Annotated in this window: 14 protein-coding genes, 1 other RNA gene and 3 pseudogenes; 6 read left to right on the forward strand and 12 right to left on the reverse strand. The window is 72.4% G+C overall.

The annotated features are described in order from the left end of the window. Positions 1–198: 198 nt before the first annotated feature. From rnpB to F9278_RS12065, 4 genes and pseudogenes are all read right to left on the reverse strand, one after another. Positions 199–603: RNase P RNA component class A (rnpB, locus tag F9278_RS12050), an RNA gene on the reverse strand. Between the two features lie 100 nt (positions 604–703). Continuing rightward, positions 704–1,546, reverse strand: a pseudogene (locus F9278_RS48695) (DMT family transporter); the annotation flags it as partial. Positions 1,547–1,565: 19 nt separating this feature from the next. Continuing rightward, entirely contained in the window at positions 1,566–2,417 is an 852-nt protein-coding gene (locus tag F9278_RS12060) for a helix-turn-helix domain-containing protein (protein ID WP_404818871.1), read from the reverse strand. A 134-nt stretch (positions 2,418–2,551) separates the two neighbouring features. After that, positions 2,552–3,139 carry a Uma2 family endonuclease gene (locus F9278_RS12065; protein ID WP_152168325.1) on the reverse strand — a complete coding sequence of 196 codons (588 nt, stop codon included), beginning with the start codon at positions 3,137–3,139 and terminating at the stop codon, positions 2,552–2,554. A 146-nt stretch (positions 3,140–3,285) separates the two neighbouring features. Between F9278_RS12065 and F9278_RS12070 the strand changes: the two genes are divergently transcribed. Both F9278_RS12070 and F9278_RS12075 read left to right on the forward strand, forming a co-directional pair. Further along, entirely contained in the window at positions 3,286–4,062 is a 777-nt protein-coding gene (locus tag F9278_RS12070; RefSeq protein WP_152168326.1) for a MerR family transcriptional regulator, read from the forward strand. Continuing rightward, positions 4,059–4,715: a hypothetical protein gene (locus F9278_RS12075; protein WP_152168327.1), complete on the forward strand. Its 657-nt coding sequence runs from the start codon at positions 4,059–4,061 to the stop codon at positions 4,713–4,715. The genes F9278_RS12070 and F9278_RS12075 overlap by 4 nt, the downstream gene beginning before the upstream one ends. Here the strand turns inward: F9278_RS12075 and F9278_RS12080 are convergent. Further along, entirely contained in the window at positions 4,639–6,183 is a 1,545-nt protein-coding gene (locus tag F9278_RS12080) for an RNB domain-containing ribonuclease (protein ID WP_152168328.1), read from the reverse strand. The genes F9278_RS12075 and F9278_RS12080 overlap by 77 nt on opposite strands. Positions 6,184–6,303: 120 nt before the next feature. Here F9278_RS12080 and yaaA point away from each other — a divergent pair, with 120 nt between their 5' ends. Continuing rightward, positions 6,304–7,086, forward strand: a complete 783-nt coding sequence (yaaA, locus tag F9278_RS12085; RefSeq protein ID WP_152168329.1) for a peroxide stress protein YaaA — start codon at positions 6,304–6,306, stop codon at positions 7,084–7,086. Positions 7,087–7,210: 124 nt separating this feature from the next. Further along, the gene (gene eda, locus F9278_RS12090; protein ID WP_152168330.1) at positions 7,211–7,873 is read left to right on the forward strand and encodes a bifunctional 4-hydroxy-2-oxoglutarate aldolase/2-dehydro-3-deoxy-phosphogluconate aldolase; all 663 of its coding nucleotides are present in this window, start codon (positions 7,211–7,213) and stop codon (positions 7,871–7,873) included. On the opposite strand, the pseudogene F9278_RS49010 reads toward eda, so the two are convergent. From F9278_RS49010 to F9278_RS12105, 4 genes and pseudogenes are all read right to left on the reverse strand, one after another. Beyond that, a pseudogene (locus F9278_RS49010) lies at positions 7,859–8,782 on the reverse strand (histidine phosphatase family protein); the annotation flags it as partial. The gene eda and the pseudogene F9278_RS49010 sit on opposite strands and share 15 nt — an antisense overlap. Before the next feature lie 327 nt (positions 8,783–9,109). Continuing rightward, positions 9,110–9,751, reverse strand: a pseudogene (locus tag F9278_RS49015) (reverse transcriptase-like protein); the annotation flags it as partial. 21 nt (positions 9,752–9,772) lie between these two features. Then, positions 9,773–10,516, reverse strand: coding sequence for a zinc ribbon domain-containing protein (locus tag F9278_RS12100; protein WP_152168332.1), 744 nt, complete (start codon positions 10,514–10,516; stop codon positions 9,773–9,775). After that, positions 10,513–11,433, reverse strand: coding sequence for a Nif3-like dinuclear metal center hexameric protein (locus F9278_RS12105; protein ID WP_152168333.1), 921 nt, complete (start codon positions 11,431–11,433; stop codon positions 10,513–10,515). The genes F9278_RS12100 and F9278_RS12105 overlap by 4 nt, the downstream gene beginning before the upstream one ends. 230 nt (positions 11,434–11,663) lie before the next feature. Between F9278_RS12105 and F9278_RS12110 the strand changes: the two genes are divergently transcribed. Together F9278_RS12110 and F9278_RS46115 are read left to right on the forward strand one after the other, a co-directional pair. Beyond that, the gene (locus F9278_RS12110) at positions 11,664–13,049 is read left to right on the forward strand and encodes a hypothetical protein (RefSeq protein WP_226966713.1); all 1,386 of its coding nucleotides are present in this window, start codon (positions 11,664–11,666) and stop codon (positions 13,047–13,049) included. Positions 13,050–13,180: 131 nt separating this feature from the next. Continuing rightward, complete coding sequence (locus F9278_RS46115; protein WP_193241449.1) at positions 13,181–13,348, forward strand: hypothetical protein; 168 nt, start codon at positions 13,181–13,183, stop codon at positions 13,346–13,348. A gap of 178 nt (positions 13,349–13,526) precedes the next feature. Here the strand turns inward: F9278_RS46115 and F9278_RS12115 are convergent, their stop codons facing one another. From F9278_RS12115 to F9278_RS12125, 3 genes are all read right to left on the reverse strand, one after another. Continuing rightward, complete coding sequence (locus F9278_RS12115) at positions 13,527–14,531, reverse strand: 3-oxoacyl-ACP reductase (RefSeq protein ID WP_152173815.1); 1,005 nt, start codon at positions 14,529–14,531, stop codon at positions 13,527–13,529. A gap of 53 nt (positions 14,532–14,584) precedes the next feature. Next, positions 14,585–15,661 (reverse strand): Zn-dependent alcohol dehydrogenase, encoded by a 1,077-nt coding sequence (locus F9278_RS12120; RefSeq protein ID WP_152168334.1) that lies wholly within the window; start codon positions 15,659–15,661, stop codon positions 14,585–14,587. 156 nt (positions 15,662–15,817) lie between these two features. Next, the gene (locus tag F9278_RS12125) at positions 15,818–16,678 is read right to left on the reverse strand and encodes a MaoC/PaaZ C-terminal domain-containing protein (protein WP_152168335.1); all 861 of its coding nucleotides are present in this window, start codon (positions 16,676–16,678) and stop codon (positions 15,818–15,820) included. Between the last annotated feature and the right edge of the window lie 424 nt (positions 16,679–17,102).

Consider the following 17,102-nt stretch of genomic DNA (forward strand, 5'->3'; position numbering starts at 1 on the left):
CTCCAACAGCTGTCGCGAACACCCAGCTCAGAGGCGTCGCCCGCCCCTCCGCTCCAGGGACTTTTCAGGGACTTTCAGCTCTGTCCGAGGGACTTCCGAGGGACTTTTCGCCGCCTAACACGGCAAGCTCCTGAAAGATCGGAAAGGGCCTCCGACGCAGGTCAGAGGCCCTTTCCCAGGCAAAGCCGCAGGTGGCGGCAGACGAGTCGGGCTGTACGCCGGGTTCTGTACCACGGGTCCTCGCGGCGCCCGTGGTGACGGCCATCCATCTAGGGCCAGCGTTGCCGCTGGCCTCGTGCGGTCTACCCGCGGACTTGGGCGGGCTGCCCTCGAACGTCCGCGCAGAGCCGCTTTTTAGGGCGGCTCCTCTTGACCTTGCTCCGGGTGGGGTTTACCTAGCTGCCCAGGTCACCCTGGGCACTGGTGGTCTCTTACACCACCGTTTCACCCTTACCCAGCGCCTGAGCACTGGGCGGTCTGTTTTCTGTGGCACTGTCCCGCGGGTCACCCCGGGTGGCCGTTAGCCACCACCCTGCCCTGTGGAGCCCGGACGTTCCTCGGGGAGGTCCGTGAGGACCTTCACGCGGCCGTCCGCCCGGCTCGTCTGCCGTGGTGACCATGCTACCCGGAGCCCACCGGTCCTCCGCGCCGTCGATGGCGTCGATGACGCCGATGGCGCCGATGGCGTCGATGGCGTCGAGGCCGTTGCCAGGAACGAGCCCGTCAGGATCAACGTGAAGGAGGCCAGGATCGCGGGGGTCAGGTGTTCGTCCAGGAACAGGGCGCCCGCCGCCACCGCCACCGCCGGGTTGACGTAGGTGAAGACCGTCGCCCGGGTCGGGCCGACCTCTCGGATCAGTTCCAGGAAGGCGACGAAGGCCAACGCCGTGCAGATCACGCCCAGGGCCGCCAGGGAGATCAGGGCCGAGGAAGAGGGAAGTGCCGACGGGCGGGTCAGGGCCGCCGCGGGGGCGTACACGATCGCCGACAGGAGCAGGACCGGGGCTATCAGCTGGAGCGTGGGGACCTGTTTCAGGTGGCGGGCCATGATCAGGGGGGCCGTCGCGTAGCCGATCACCGTGATCAGGACCTCGGTGAGGGAGAGGATGTTTCCGCCGGTGAGGTGGGGGACGGTGAGGACCGCCACGCCTCCCAGGCCCAGGGTCAGGCCGGTCATACGGCGGGCGCCGAGGCGTTCCGCGTCACCGAAGTAGCGGGCCAGGAGCACGCTCACGATCGGTACTCCCGCGATCAGGAGGCCGGCCGTGGAGCTGGAGAGGTGGCGTTCGGCGTCGGTCAGGGTCCACCACGGGCCGATGACCTCGATCACGGCGAAGGCCAGCATGGGGCGCCAGTGCTGGTGGACCACGACGATCAGTCCGCCCTGGCGGATCGCGAAGGGGAGCAGGAGGGCCGCGCCCAGGGCACAGCGTACGAACACGACCATGGACGGGGAGACCTCGTCCACCGCCACTTTGATCATCAGATAGGGGATGCCCCAGAGGACTCCCATCAGGGAGAACAACGCCCAGCCGCGTGCAGTCATGGGACGAGTCTCGGCCGGGTCAGCGGTGTACGTCTTGAACGCTGTTGCGGTACGCCGCCGGGGTCACCCCCAGCACCTTCCTGAACCAGCGCGTCATGTGCGCCTGGTCGGCGAAGCCCACCTGGCCTGCCACCTCCGCCGGACGGCCGCCCGCTTCCAGCAGGCCCCGGGCCCGGCTCACCCGGTGCTGGGCCAGCCAGGCGTACGGGGGCATGCCCATGGTCGTACGGAAGGCCCGGAGGAGTTGGTAGCGGGAGAGGCCCAGGTCGGTTGCGAGGTCGGCGAGGGAGGGTGGGGTGGTGAGCTCGTCGGCGAGGCGGTCGCGTACGGCCAGGGCGATGGTGTTCGCGCCGGGGAGTGTGTCGGGGGTCGCGCGGGACGTGGAGTGGCGGCGGGCCAGGGCCGTGAGCAGCCAGGGGAGGCGGGACTCGGCCTCCAGGGGGTCGGGGCAGGTGCTCAGCTCGGTGTGGGCGGTGCGGAGCGCGGCGGCGAGTTCGGGGTCGTGGAGGAGGGGGTCGCGGAAGTGCGGGGTGCCGCCGAGGACGCCGTCGGTGAGGAGGGCGGGGGCCGGGTAGAGGGCGCGGTAGGCGTAGGTGCCGTAGGCCGACTCGCCGGTGTGGACCTCGCCGGGGGCCAGGACGACGATCGAGCCCTCCCCGACCCTGAGGCCACCGCCCCGGTAGTCGATGCACGAGGCGCCGAGGACGCAGATGCCGATGCTGAATTCCTCGTGGGTGTGCGGAGCGTAGCGGTGGCGGTCGAAGCGGGCGGTGAGGAGGTCGAGGGGGCGGTCGGGGCGCCCGAGGGTGGCCCGGGTCCAGCTGGTGGTCTGTCCGCTTGCTCCTCCGCCGTCGCCGGTCACCTCACGCACCCCTCTCGCACCCCTGTCCCGCCCCTCTCGCGGGCTGTACGGGTGCAACATTCGGGTGGCCGGGTTTCATACCGCCCGCGTCGGCCGACATCCGAACTAACTTCCGACCCGACCTCCGACCCGACCGTCATGGCTCAGATGAAGTCCGCCGTCTCCAGGTCGAAGGCGAAGGGCTCGGGGAGGGGAAGTGGCTTGCCGAAGGGGACGGTGCAGCGCTGACGGTAGTCGTCGTCTCGTGGGTCGCTGAGCAGCTTCACCTCGGACATGTCCCGGTCGATCAGCAGGTAGAGCGGGATGCCGCCACGGGCGTAGCAGCGGCGTTTGACTTCGCGGTCCATCTCGGGCTTGGTGGAGGTGACTTCCAGAACCATGGACACGCCCTGACAAGGCATCCAGGTGTCCGCTCCCCGGTAGAGCCGCAGCGACTGGGCCGCGAAAGTGCCGTCCGGGATCACGTAGTCCTGCGGGCATCTGTCCGCCTTCCCCAGCTTCAGCCCTTTGTTACCGGAGAACTGCATGTCGGTCCGGGACCGCTTGATCACCTGGCTCACGATCAAGCCGACACAGTCCTCGTGGTCCCCGTCCGATGGTGGCGTCACCACGATCTCCCCCTCGATCAGTTCTGCCCGGAGCCCCTCCGGGGTGCGCAGGGCGAAGAAACCCTCCAGCAGGACCTCCGCCTGGACGAACGGCCTGAGCTGCTTGCGGGCCACTGCGGTCATGTCAGGCCCTCCTTCCTCGGTCGATCGCCAGGCTGAGGCATCGGCGCGGGGCCCCGGCCAGGAGGTCGCTGACGGTTCCCTCGAACGTGGCATCGGCCGAACCCGTCGCTTGACCCTGCCGCAGCGTCAACGTTTCTACTGGGGGTATGCGGATCGGAGAACTCGCCGCGGCCGTCGGGGTCACCCCGCGGGCCGTGCGGCATTACCACCATCTCGGGCTGTTGCCGGAGCCGGAGCGGCGGGCCAACGGGTATCGGGACTACACGTTGCGGCACGCGGTCGTGCTGGCGCGGATCCGGCGGCTGACGGAGCTGGGGCTCGGGCTGGCCGAGGTGCGGGATGTGCTCGCGGACGACGCGGGGCGTGAACTCGTCGAGGTGCTCGGGGAGTTGGACGAGGATCTGGCCCGGCAGGAGGCGGAGGTCCGGGAGCGGCGGGCGCGGTTGCGGGTCCTGATCGAGGACGCGCGTGCCGGGCGGCTTCCCGCCGAGGGGCCCGTGTCCCCCGAACTCGCCGCGCTCTTCGGGAAGTTCGGGCCCGCGCCGCACTCTCCGATGGCCGCCAAGGACCGGGAGGTGTTCGCCCTGCTGGAGACCACCGCGACGCCGGAGGTGCGGGGGGAGCTGATCGCCTCGCTGGAGAGCATGATGGCGGCCCCCGGCGCGGTGGAGCGGGCGCACGAGGCGTACGCGCTGCTCGACGCGCTCGCCGACGTCGCACCCGACGACCCCCGCGTGGAGGAGGCGGCTCGCGTACTGGCCGGCCTCGTCCCGCCGGAGATGGTCCCGCAGGACACCGGCATCGACCTCGAAGACGGCGGCGGCACCGGCAGCTTTCTGCGCGCCTTCTACGCCGACTTCGCGCCCGCCCAGGCGGAGGCCATCCGCCGCACGCTTCGGATCCTGACGGAGGACCGCCCATGAGGAGCTGGTACCGGATCGCCCACTCCCTCGTACGTCATGAACTCCTGCTGCTGGCAAGCCTGTTGCGCTGGGTGGCGCGACGGCCGCACGGGGTCGGGGAGGACGGCTCGCGGGTGTTCGGGTACGCGCGGGGGCAGGGGGCCATGATGTTCGGGTTCGGCTTCGTGTGTGTCGTCGAGACCGTGGCCCTGTCCGTCCTGCTGCGGGACTTCCCGCTCATGCACTCGGTCTTCCTCGTCCTCGACCTCTATACGATCCTCATCGTCGCCGGGCTGCACGCCGCCTCCGTGACCCGCCCGCACGTCCTCACCGGCACGACCCTGCGGGTGCGCCGCTTCGCCACCGTGGATCTGTGTGTGCCGCTGAGCGCGGTCGCCTCCGTCCGCCGTGAGCTGCGTACGACGCACGAGAAGCGGGACGGCGAGCTGAACATGGAGGTCGGGTCGCAGACCACCGTCACCCTGGAACTGGCCGAGCCCCTCTCCTACTTGACCTTCTTCGGGCGGCCCAGGGAAGTACGCCTGGTGCGCTTCCACGCCGACGAGTCCGACCAACTCGTGCGCGCCGTCAGGGAGTTCATGCCGGATCGACCGGATCGACCGGAACGACCGGAACGAACCGTACCTTCGCCGCTCCCGGCTCGGACTGTGTGAGCCGTACGCGCAGACGCTCCCCCAGCGGCAGCGGGGTGCCGGGGGTTCCCGTCACGCGGCCGACGACCGCCGGGGACTCCAACTGCACGGTTCCTGTGACGGGTTGATCTTCGTTGGCATCCTCCACGTCCTCCACGTCCTCCACGTCCACCACGAATCCCTCGAAGACCTCACCCACCCGGTCCCTGAGCAGCGCCGCCTCGACCAGGTCCACACACTCGCGCTCGACGCGTCCGGCCCGTCGGCCGCCCTCGGTCATCTCGTCGGGGAGGGTGTCGAAGGCCGCCAGGACCCAGTCGGGCGTCGGGGTGCCGGCCACCGCCGCGAGGCAGATCTCCGAGGCGTAGCGGTCCACGAGGCGGCGGAGTGGGGCCGTGCAGTGGGTGTAGGGGGCGGCGACCGCCGAGTGGGTGGTGATCGTCGGGAGGTCGCCGTCGCGGAACGGGGTGTAGTGCGCGCCGCGCAGCAGCGTCGTGCACTCCTGGAGGAAGGCCGCGTGGCGGGGGTCGTGCGGGTCGAGGGAGCGGATCAGTCGCGCGTACGAGACGTGGTGCGGCCAGTCGATCCGCAGGGCCTCGGCGGTACGGCGCAGGCGGCCCACCGCGCCGTCCGGAGCGGCAGGGAGCGTGCGCAGGACGCCGTTGCCGTGGGCCAGCATCAGATCGGCCGCGGCCATGCCGGTGAGGAGGGAGATCTGGGCGTTCCAGCCGTCGGCGGGGAGCGGGGCGCGGTAGGTCAGCTCGTAGGTGCCGCCACCAGTCTCACCATCTGCGTGCTCGGTGATCTCCTGCTCGGGGATGGTGAGGGAGATGCCGCCGCGTTCGACTTCGAGGCGCTCGCGCAGCTGACCGATCTCCTTCAGCAGGGCGAGGGGTTCCTCGGCGGTGCCCGCGTCGATCTCCTTCTGTACGCCGGCGTAGTTCAGCTTGGCGCGGCTGCGGACCAGGGCCCGGCGGACGTCGACGCTCTCGGTACGGCCGTCCGCGTCGAGGTCCAGCGTCCACAGGACCGCCGGGCAGGTGTGGGCCGGGAGGAGGCTGGCGGCGCCCTCGGAGAGGCAGGCCGGGTGGAGGGGGACCTTGCCGTCGGGGAAGTAGAGGGTGCTCACCCGGCGGTGGGCCTCGGCGTCCAGGGCGCTGCCGGGGGTGACGAAGGCGGCGACGTCGGCGATGGCGTACCGGACGCGGTAGCCACCGGGGCCCGCGCCCGAGGCCGAGCCGCTGCCCGGTCGGCGCGAGAGGTGCATGGCCTGGTCGAGGTCCGTGGAGGTGGGCGGGTCGATGGTGAAGAGGGGGAGGTCCGTGGCGTCGTACGACGGCAGGCGCGGCGCCTTCGCGGCGTGCTCCGCCTCGACGAGGACCTGGAGGGGGAAGGCGTCGGGCACGGCGAGTTCCGTGCGCAGTGCGCGCAGGGCCGCCCGCAGGGGAGCCTCGGCGGCGCCCGTGACATGGAGATGGCGGCGGGGCATGGGTCGAGCGTAGGGCGGGGCGGGCGGGGTGGCATCCCGACGGCGGCACGTTTCGGAGGGGCGCCCTCGCACCCGTACGCTGTCGCGGAGCCCCGAACCCCCCGAGAGCAAGGAGTGACCGTGCTCGTCCTGTTGCCGCCGTCCGAAGGCAAGGCCCCCTCCTCGGGTGGGGCTCCCCTGAAGCTGGAGGGGCTGTCGCTGCCGGCGCTCGCCGGGGCGCGGGAGGCGGTGATCGGGGAGTTGGTGGAGCTGTGCGCCGGGGACGAGGACAAGGCGCGTGAGGTGCTCGGGCTGAGCGAGGGACTGCGCGGCGAGATCGCGAAGAACGCCGAGCTGCTGACGGCGGGGGCGCGACCGGCCGGGCAGGTGTACACGGGCGTGCTGTACGACGCCCTCGACCTGGCCGGTCTGGAGACCGCCGCGAAGCAGCGGGCGGCCCGTCAGCTGCTGATCTTCTCGGGGCTGTGGGGCGCGGTCCGGGTGACGGACCGTATCCCCTCCTACCGTTGCTCGATGGGCGTCAAGTTGCCCGGCATCGGCGCGCTCGGCACGCACTGGCGTACGCCGATGGCGTCGGCGCTCCCCGAGGCCGCCGACGACGGGCTGGTCCTCGACCTGCGGTCCTCCGCGTACACGGCCGCGTGGAAGCCGAAGGGCGCGGTGGCCGGACGGACCGCGACCGTACGGGTGCTGCACGCGCCGACCCGAAAGGTCGTCAGCCACTTCAACAAGGCGACCAAGGGCCGCATCGTACGGAGTCTGCTGTCGGCCGGGATCGCGCCCAAGGGCCCGGCGGAGCTGGTGGAGGCGCTGCGGGACCTCGGGTATGTGGTGGAGGTGGAGCCTCCGGCCGGGGCGGGGAAGGCATGGACGCTGGATGTGCTGGTGGACGAGGTTCACTGAACCTCGTCCCCTTACGCCCCCTCACGCCCTCCCACGCCTCCCACGCCTCCCTCGCACCCCTTGGCGCATTGCAGCATGCGCAACGCTCGTTGTGCATGCTGTTTCTCCCGGGCAGGATGCCGGTATGTCCTCACCGCTGCCCCCGTCCTCGCGCGTGTCCGTTCTCGATCTCGCGCCCGTGCTGCCGGTGGTCGTCGTCGACGACCCGGCCGACGCGGTGCCGCTCGCGCGGGCCCTGGTCGCGGGTGGGCTGCCGGCGATCGAGGTGACCCTGCGGACGCCGGGCGCACTGGACGCCGTACGGGCGATCGCGGCGGAGGTACCGGCGGCCGTGGTCGGGGTCGGGACGGTCATCACCCCGGCGCAGGTGACGGAGGCCGTCGCGGCGGGCGGGCGCTTTCTGGTCAGTCCGGGGTGGACGGACGTACTGCTGGAGGCGATGCGGGCGTCCGGGGTGCCGTTCCTGCCGGGGGTGTCGACCGCGTCGGAGGTCGTGGCGCTGCTCGAACGCGGGGTGCGGGAGATGAAGTTCTTCCCGGCGGAGGCGGCGGGCGGTACGGCCTATCTGAAGTCGCTCGCCGGGCCGCTGCCGCAGGCGCGCTTCTGCCCGACCGGCGGGGTCGGGCCGGGCAACGCGCCGGAGTATCTCGCGCTGCCCAACGTCGGCTGTGTGGGCGGGACTTGGATGCTGCCGACCGATGCCCTGGCCGCGCGGGACTGGGGGCGGATCGAGAGGCTGGCGCGAGCGGCGGCGGGGCTTCGGGGCCGGGCCTCAGCGCAGGTGTGAGGTGTCGTTGAGGAGGCGGAGGGTGGCGTTGCCGTCCGCGTAGTAGGCCAGGGCCGTCAGGGAGGCCGCCGAGAGTTCCATGCGGAACAGGGACTCCGGGGGTGCGCCGAGGGCCAGGCGTACGAGGGTCTTGATCGGTGTGACGTGGCTGACGAGCAGGACCGTACGGCCCCGGTGGGCCGCGATCAGTTCGTCGCGGGTGGCGGCGACGCGGTGGGCGACGGCCTCGAAGCTCTCGCCGCCGCCGGTGGGTTCGGCGTCCGGGGAGGTCAGCCAGGCGTTCATGTCGTCCGGGTACCGCTCCCGCACCTCGGCGAAGCTCAGGCCCTCCCAGGCGCCGAAGTCCGTCTCCCGCAGCCCGCCCTCGACGGACACCGTCAGGCCCAGGCGGGCCGCGACGATCCCGGCCGTCTCCCGGCAGCGGGCCAGCGGCGACGACACGACCTCCTGGATCGTGCCGCGGGCCGCGAGCGCGGCGGCGACCCGTTCCGACTGGTACCGGCCGACGTCGGAGAGGGCCGGGTCCGAGCCGCCGCTCCCCGAGAACCGCTTCTGGGGCGTGAGGGGCGTCTCGCCGTGACGCAGCAGCACGAAGGTGGCGGGGGTGCCGAGATCGGGGGCGGCGGAGGCGACGTTCGTCGCGGCACGGAGGTCGGCGGCGGCCTTGGCCGACCGGGGGCCGCCGGAGGTGGCGGGGTTGGCGGCCTCCGCGAGGGCCGCCGGGCGGGCGTCGGCGCCGGGCGCCACGGAGCGCCCGGCCGAGGAAAGCGCGGAAGCCGAGCCGGGAGAGGCACCGCCCCGAGCACCCACAGCACTCGGCGGGTCGGCCGGATCCCCGGCCTCGCCCAGCGGTCCGACGGGCACGGCCGAAGCGGCACCGGCGGCACCGGGCGACGGGCCGGGGTTCGGGCCGGGGTTCGGGCCGGGGTTCGGGCCGGGCGACGGGCCGGGGTTCGGGGCGGGCGACGGGCCGGGGTTCGGGCCGGGGTTCGAGCCGGGCGACAGGCCGGGGTTCGGGCCGGGGTTCGAGCCGGGCGACAGGCCGGGGTTCGGGCCGGGGTTCGAGCCGGGCGACAGGCCGGGGTTCGGGGCGGGCGACAGGCCGGGGTTCGGGGCGGGCGACAGGCCGGGGTTCGGGCCGGGGTTCGGGCCGGGCGACGGGCCGGGGTTCGGGGCTGCTTCAGCCTTGGCCTCGGCCTCGGCGTCGGTCTCGGCCTCGGCCTCGACGTCAGCGTCAGCGTCAGCATCAGCATCGGCTTCGGTTCCGGCGGTCGCCGGCGGTGGTGTCGCCGTACGGCCTCCGGCTTCGCCCCTCGCTCCCGCCAGTGCCGCTCGGGCCCTCGCCGCGCCGGCGGTCGCGTCGCCGGGTGGGCCCGAAGGGGCCGGCGGCTGTGAGGGCGCGGCCTTCGCCGTCGCTCCCGCCCGGGTGTCCAACTCGGCGGTGGACGCCGACGGCGACCACCGCTCCCCCCGCTTTCCCGCGTCCATCGCCTCGTTGGCGAGGCGGTCGGCGTGCTTGTTCCGGTCGCGTGGCATCCACTCGTACGTCACGCGGCCGGGCGGGAAGACGCGGGCGGCCTCGGCGGCCAGGGGCTTCATGTCGGGGTGCTTGATCTTCCAGCGGCCCGACATCTGCTCGACGACGAGCTTGGAGTCCATCCGGACCCGGACGGAGGCCGCCGGGTCCAGCGCGTACGCCGCCTTCAGGCCCGCGATGAGACCCCGGTACTCGGCGACGTTGTTCGTGGCGACCCCGATGTACTCGGCGGCCTCCACCAATGTCTCGCCCGTCATCGCGTCGAGGACGACCGAGCCATAGCCCGCGGGCCCCGGGTTGCCCCGGGAACCGCCGTCCGCCTCGACGATGAACTCCCGCACGACACAGGCCCCTTGCTGGTCCTAGAGGCCCGACTCGGACGTGCGTACCAGGATGCGACCGCAGTTCTCGCAGCGCACGACCGTGTCGGGCGTGGCCTTGCGGACGTCGTTGAAGTCGGTGATCGACAGCTCCTGACGGCAGCCCTGGCAGGTGCGCTGGTACAGCTTGGCCGCGCCGATGCCGCCCTGCTGGTCGCGCAGCTTGTCGTAGAGCTTGAGGAGGTCCGCGGGGACCGAGGCCGCGATGACCTCGCGCTCCTTCGTCACCGTCGCCACCTCGCCGTCGATCTCCTCGAACGCGGCGTCCCGGCGCGCGGTCGCGTCGTCGACCTTGCCCTGCACGGCACCGACCCGCTCGGTCAGCTCGGCGATCCGCTCCTGCGTGGACTCCCGGCGCTCCATGACCTCCAGGACGATGTCCTCCAGGTCGCCCTGCCGCTTGGCGAGGGAGGCGATCTCGCGCTGGAGGTTCTCCAGGTCCTTCGGGGAACTGACCGCGCCCGAGTCCAGGCGCTGCTGGTCGCGGACGGCGCGCTGACGCACCTGGTCCACGTCCTGCTCGGCCTTGGTCTGCTCGCGGGCGGTGTCGCTCTCCTCGGTCTGCGCGGCCACCAGCAGGTCGCGCAGCTGGGTGTGGTCCTTCGTCAGCGACTCGATCTCGGCGTGCTCGGGCAGCGACCTCCGCCGGTGCGCGAGCTGCTGGAGGCGGACGTCCAGGCCCTGGACGTCGAGAAGTCGGATCTGGTCGGCGGGCGCGGCGTTCAGTTGGGGGCTCCCAGTGGGTCAGAAGAAGGGGGGCGCGAAGCGCTCGTTGGAAGGGTGGTGGCGGGTGACGGGTGGGCGGACGCCGCGTGGGCGGTCCAGGGGTCGGTGACCGTCTTGGAGACGTGGACGCGCAGGCCCCAGCCCTCACGGTCGGAGATCTCGTCGAGCTGGGCGGCGGCCAGCTCGCACCAGGGCCATTCGGTGGCCCAGTGCGCCGCGTCGAGCAGCGCGAGAGGTGTGGAGGTGCCCTCCGTCGTACGGGCTACGGCCTCGGAGGCCGGGTGGTGGCGCAGGTCCGCGGTGAGGAAGGCGTCGACACCGGCCGCGCGTACGTCGTCGAAGAGGCTGTCGCCGGAGCCGCCGCTGACGGCGACCGTGCGGACGAGCGCCTCGGGGTCGCCGGCGATCCGGATGCCCTGCGCGGTGGCGGGCAGCCGCTCGGCGGCCCGCGCGGCCAGCTCACGCACGGTCAGCGGCTGGTCCAGCTCGCAGACCCGGCCGAGCCCGCGCCGCCCCGTGGGGTCGGCGGGGTCCGGGACGAGGGGGCGTACGACCCTGAGGTCCAGCGCGCCGGCGAGGGCGTCGCTGACTCCCGGGTCGGCGGTGTCGGCGTTGGTGTGGGCGACGTGCAGCGCGATGTCGTTCTTGATGAGGGTGTGCACGACGCGGCCCTTGAAGGTGGAGGCCGCCACCGTCGTCGTCCCGCGCAGATAGAGCGGGTGGTGGGTGACCAGCAGGTCCGCGCCCAGTTTCACCGCTTCCTCGACGATCTCGTGGACCGGGTCGACGGCGAACAGGACCCGGGTGACCTCCTGGTCGGGGTCTCCGCAGACCGTGCCGACCGCGTCCCACCCCTCGGCCCGCTCGGGCGGCCAGAGGGCGTCGAGCGCGGCGATGACTTCAGACAGACGGGGCACGCACAAAGGCTACCTGCACCGCTCCCGTCCCAGACCGGCCGCGGGTCGGTTGACCAGCCGCCCTCCCGCCCCGGGTGCCCGGACACCCTCTCCCGCCCCGTCCGCCAGCACATGGATCGCCGTTCCCTCAGGTGAATCGCCCGACGAGCACCCTTATGTGTGAAGGGGGTGCGGGTTGTCCCACGTCTGTGCGTACGAAAACTAGCTTCGTCGCCGGAGGTGATCGAACGATGACGGCCTGTACACCATCACCCTCACCCACGACGGGCCACGGGCACGAGACGGGACAGGAGGAGACAGGGCAGGAGGACGAAGGGCGGGCGGACGAGGGGCGGCAGAGCACGGGACGGGATCACTACGACGGCAGCGGCGGGGGCGAGGGGCTCGCGCCGCCCGGCTGTGTGATCACCGCCGACGGGACGTACGCGGCGCGCCTCGCGCTCGACGGGGAGTCCTGGTTCCCCGAGCGCTGGACCCTCGACGGCCCCGAGCCGTACGCCGTACCGCTGCCCGGCAACCAGCCGGAGGAGCCCGGCACCGAGGTGCTCCCGATGACCGACGGCCGGGTCCTGATCCACCGGCTGGCCGCCGACCGGCATCTGTTCTCGCTGCTCTACCCGACCGGGCCCGGCACCGGCGAACTCCCGCTCGGCGCGGTCGAATGCGCCGATCCGGCGGCCGAGCTGCGGCTGCTGCCGCCCGCGCCGTGCGGGGAGCGGGCGTACGCCCTCGCCCTTGGCCGGAGCGCCACCACGGTCTGGCTGGTGGCGGGCGGCGCGTTCGGGCCGGAGATGGTGGCGCAGGTGCCGGGACGGTGTTCGGGCGGCGTATGGCTGGACGGTACGGGCCGGCTGCTCGCGCTGGACCAGGAATGGGGCGGCCGGACCAAGTCGGTGGCGGTCGATCTGGAGCAGGCCGGTGCGATCTCGCCGCTGCTGCAGATCGCGGACGACAGCAACGACCGGGTGCTGCTCGCCGACCCCGACAGCGGGCTGCTCCTGATCCGCTCGGACGCGGCCTCCCCCGGCCACGACCGGCTCGGCTGGGGCGTGTTGGGCAGTACGCTCCCGGTCCGCTTCCCGGAGTGTCTGCGGGTGCCCGACGGCCATCGGATCACCCCGTTCGCCATCCAGCCGGGCCAGATCCTGACCCCCGAGAGCTGTGCGGTCGCGCTGCGCGTGGACGGGCCCCGGGGCAGCTGGGTCGGCGTCTGGCGCCCGGCGGCCCGCCGGATCCTTCATCTGCCCGCTCCCGAGGGCTGGTTGGCGGGGGCGGGGCTGTGGAGCCGGGAGGGCGTGCTGCAACTGCCGTACACGACAGGGGTGGTGCGGTGCGGGGTGGCTCGGGTAGGGGTGCCTTGGGGGGAGCCGGAAGCGCGGGGGGAGTCGCGGGAGGAGGCCCGGGAAGGGGCTCTGGAGGAGGCTCGGGAGGGCTCGGACGCCTTGCCCCCGTCCACGGCGGGTGGGGCGGCTTCCGGTGGGGGTGCCTCCGGCGTGGGTGCCGGCGGTGGGGACCCCTCCGGTGCGGAGCCGGCCGTGTCCGCCGTCGCCCGGCCCGTGCCGTTGCAGCAGGCGCCGTTGGAGGGGCGCGTACCCGAGGAGGTGACCGTCGGGTGAACGTGATGTGCGGGCTGCGGGCGAAGTGGACGCGGCGCGGGCGACACGCCCTCGGGCGGCTTCGAGGCGAGCGGGGCGGACCGTTAAAATCACCCGCCGGTAAGAAGATCATTCGACGGGGAACACTTCCAATGAGCGACGTGCACACCACCCAGCCGCCCACGGCCAACCCCCAAGAGGCGGACGGACACGGCAGACACCGGGGCCAGATCTCGGCCCACGAAGCCGAGAAGGCGACCCCTCGCGGACGCCACCGCAAGCCGGCCGAACACACGGAGACGACGCCGATGTCCGCCTGAACGGCGGCACGAGTCCCTCCCGGTCGCCTCTGGAGAAACGTCAATTCGTCAACTCGGCGACTCGTCAATTCGTCAACTCGGCGACTCGGCGACTCGGCGACTCGGCGACTCGACGCCGGAACCGACCGACACGGCATCCGGCCCCGCCCGTCATCGACGGGCGGGGCCGCTTCGCGCCTTACGGGGTCGCCCCCGGCCCGTGCCGCAACCCGAGCACCTCCGCCGCCGCGAACGTCTCGCCCTTCGGCCGGTCCGCGTAGTACGGCGTGAGCAGGCCGTCCAGTTCGTCGTAGGTGAACGCGTCCTGCTTGGTGTCGAACTTGGCCTGGACGCGCGGACGTTCGACGACGGCGACCATGCCGCCGTGGACGACGAGGAGTTGGCCGTTCACCCCGGCGGCGGCGGGCGAGGCGAGGTAGCCGACGAGGGGGGCGACGTGCTCGGGGGCGAGGGGGTCGAGGTCGCCGGGCGACGCGGACTCGCCGAACACGTCCTCGGTCATCCGGGTGCGGGCCCGGGGGCAGATCACGTTCGCCGTGACGCCGTACTTGGCGAGCGCGAGCGCCGTGGACGTGGTCAGTCCGACGATGCCGCCCTTCGCCGCCGCGTAGTTGGGCTGTCCGGCCGAGCCCGCGAGGAAGGCCTCCGAGGAGGTGTTCACGATCCGCCCGTACACCGGACCGCCGCCACCCGCCTCGGCCTCCGCCGCCGCCTTCGTCCTCGCCTCGGCCTTCGCCCGGTCACGCCAGTACGCGGAGGCGAACCGTGTCGTGTTGAAGTGCCCCTTCAGATGCACCCGGAGGACCGCGTCCCACTCCTCCTCCGACATCGAGAAGACCATGCGGTCGCGCAGGATTCCCGCGTTGTTGACGAGAATGTCCAGCTTCCCGAATTCCGCGACCGCCAACTCGACCAGTTCCCGCGCCTGTTGGTGGTCCGCCACATCCCCGGTGTGGACGACCGCGCGTCCGCCCGCCGCGCGGATCGTCTCCGCCACCTCCTCGGCGGGCCCCGCCGACACCTCGCCGGAGCCGTCCCGGCCGGGCCGCCCGTAGTCGTTCACCACGACGGCCGCGCCCAGCCGCGCCAGCTCCAGCGCCTCGGCCCGGCCGAGCCCGCGCCCCGCACCGGTCACGATCGCGGACAGCCCGTCGAGAGGCAGCCCTTCGAGCGGCGATGTCATCCCCGTGGTCCCCGCCATCCCCGAACTCCTCTCGCCGTGCACGGTGGCCGTGGTCAGATCTCGATGCAGGTGCGGAGGGCGACCCCGGTCCGCATCTGGTCGAGGGCCTCGTTGATGTCGGCGAGGGGCACCCGGTGGGTGATCAGGCTCGCGAGGTCGATACGGCCGGCCCGCCAGAGGGCGATGGCCCGCTCGTAGGAGCGCAGGACGTCGCCGCCGCCGTACATGGACGGCAGAATCCGCTTCTCGTCGAAGAACAGCTCGAACATGCTGAGTTGGAGGAAGTCGTCCAGCGCGCCCGCGCCGACCACCACAAGAGTGCCGCCACGCCGGGTCGTCTCGTACGCGGTACGGGCGGTGGCCGAGCGGCCGACGACCTCGAAGACGTAGTCGAAGCCCTCCCCGGCGGTGACGGACTGCTTGGCGTCGGCCAGTTCGTCCGGCGAAATCGCCTTGGTGGCACCGAACTTGAGCGCCGCCTCGCGCCGCGAGAGCACCGGGTCGACGGCGACGATCTCGGCGGCGCCCTTGAGCCGGGCGCCCTGGATCGCCGAGATGCCGACACCCCCGCAGCCGATGACCGCGACCGACGAACCGGCTTCCACGTCGGCGGTGTTGAGGGCCGCGCCCAGTCCGGTGGTGACACCGCAGCCGATGAGGGCGGCGATGTCGAAGGGCACGTCGTCCGGTATCGGCACGGCGCAGCCCGCGTCGACGACGACCTCCTCGGCGAACGTGCCGGTGCCCGCGAAGCCGAAGACGTCCCCGGCGGGCCGCTTGAAGTTGGGCGTACCGGCGTTGAGGAACCCGGCGAGGCAGAGATGTGTCTGGCCGCGCTTGCAGGCGGGACAGGTGCCGCAGGCGGGGAGCCAGCAGACCACGACACGGTCGCCCGCCTTCAAGTGGCTTACGCCCTCCCCGACTTCGACTATCTCGCCGGCGCCCTCGTGCCCCGGGACGAAGGGGCCGGGCTGCGGCAGCACCCCGGCCATCGCGGACAGGTCCGAGTGGCACAGCCCCGTGGCCCGCACCCGGATCCTCACCCGGCCCGGCCCGAAGCCCACCGCCTCGACGTCGTCGAGCACGTCGAGCTTGTCCTGACCGATCTCGTGCAGTACGGCTGCGCGCATGGTGCGGCTCCCCTCAGGAGTACCTGACTTACGGCCCTACCGAGCTGCTCATCCGTACGGAACTGCTCGTCCGTACCGAGCTGCTCATCCGTACGGAACTGCTCGTCCGTACCGAGCTGCTCATCCGTACGGAACTGCTCATCCGTACGGAACTGCTCATTCGTGCTCGACGAGCGTGTCCGCCAGTACCGGCGCGTCGTCCCGCTCCACGGCGGTCACCGTCACTCGTACCGCGTGGTCGTCCGGCGTCCACATCCGGATGCGGAGGGTCTCGCCCGGGAAGACGACGCCCGCGAAGCGTGTCCCGTACGCGCGGACGCGGCCGACGTCCCCGCCGAGCACCGTGTCGACGACGGCCTTCAGCGTGATCCCGTAGGTGCACAGCCCGTGCAGGATCGGCCGGTCGAAGCCCGCGCCCGCCGCGAACTCGGGGTCGGCGTGCAGCGGGTTCCAGTCGCCGGAGAGGCGGTACAGCAGCGCCTGGTCCTCGCGGACTGGCCGCTCGACCTCCTTGTCGGGCGCGGTCGTCGGCGGTTCCCGCCGGGCGGACGGCCCGCGCTCACCACCCCAGCCGCCCTCTCCCCGTACGAAGATCTGCGCCTCGTTCACCCACAACGGGCCTGCGGCGTCCGCGACTTCGGTCCGCATCACCAGGACCGCCGCCTTGCCCTTGTCGTACACCGCCGCCACACGCGAGGTCGCGGTCGCCCGCCCTTCGACGGGGATCGGCCGGTGGAGTTCGACGCGCTGGCCGCCGTGCAGGACCTTGGCGAGGTCGACGTCGACGCCGGGTGCGTTCAGGCCGCCGATGACGTCCGGTGAGCCCGCGCCGGCGACGGTCGCGAAGCTCGGCAGGACGTGCAGCCGGGACTCCAGTGTGTAGCGCAGTTCGTCGGGGTCGGTCGCGGGGACACCGGCGCCGATACCGAGGTGGTAGAGGAGAACGTCCTTACGAGTCCACGCGATCTCGGCGGAACGCGGCTCGGCCGCGAGCGCCTTGGCTGCGTCGATGGGCATGGGGCTCCTGTGCGGGACGACGGGGGCGGAGGCCGATGGAGAAGGCGGAGGAACCTCGGCACGACCGTCCGCACCAGCGGTCGCACCGAGGTCGTCACGGCCGGCCCGGAACCGCCCACCTAGAACGCGTTCCAGTCCGGCGACCTCTGTATAGCCGAGCCACGTGCACTTGTGAAGGCTCCTGACAGTACGTCAGATGCGGTGCGGGAACCGTCCTGCTCCACCCACGACATTCGTCCTGCCGGACTCGGTACAAGCGCGCCTGCCGGGCCGCGCCCCGCCTTCGTACTGTCGAGAACATGAGGCGGACGGAGGCGGGCGGGACGGCGGCGACGGGTGCGGGTGCGAGTTCCGGTGCGGGTGCGGGCGGCGGGTGTGCGAGCCGGGGCGGGGTGGGCGCGTGGTTCCCCCGGCGGGCGATGAA

This window comes from Streptomyces phaeolivaceus (assembly GCF_009184865.1).
GTDB lineage: Bacteria > Actinomycetota > Actinomycetes > Streptomycetales > Streptomycetaceae > Streptomyces > Streptomyces phaeolivaceus.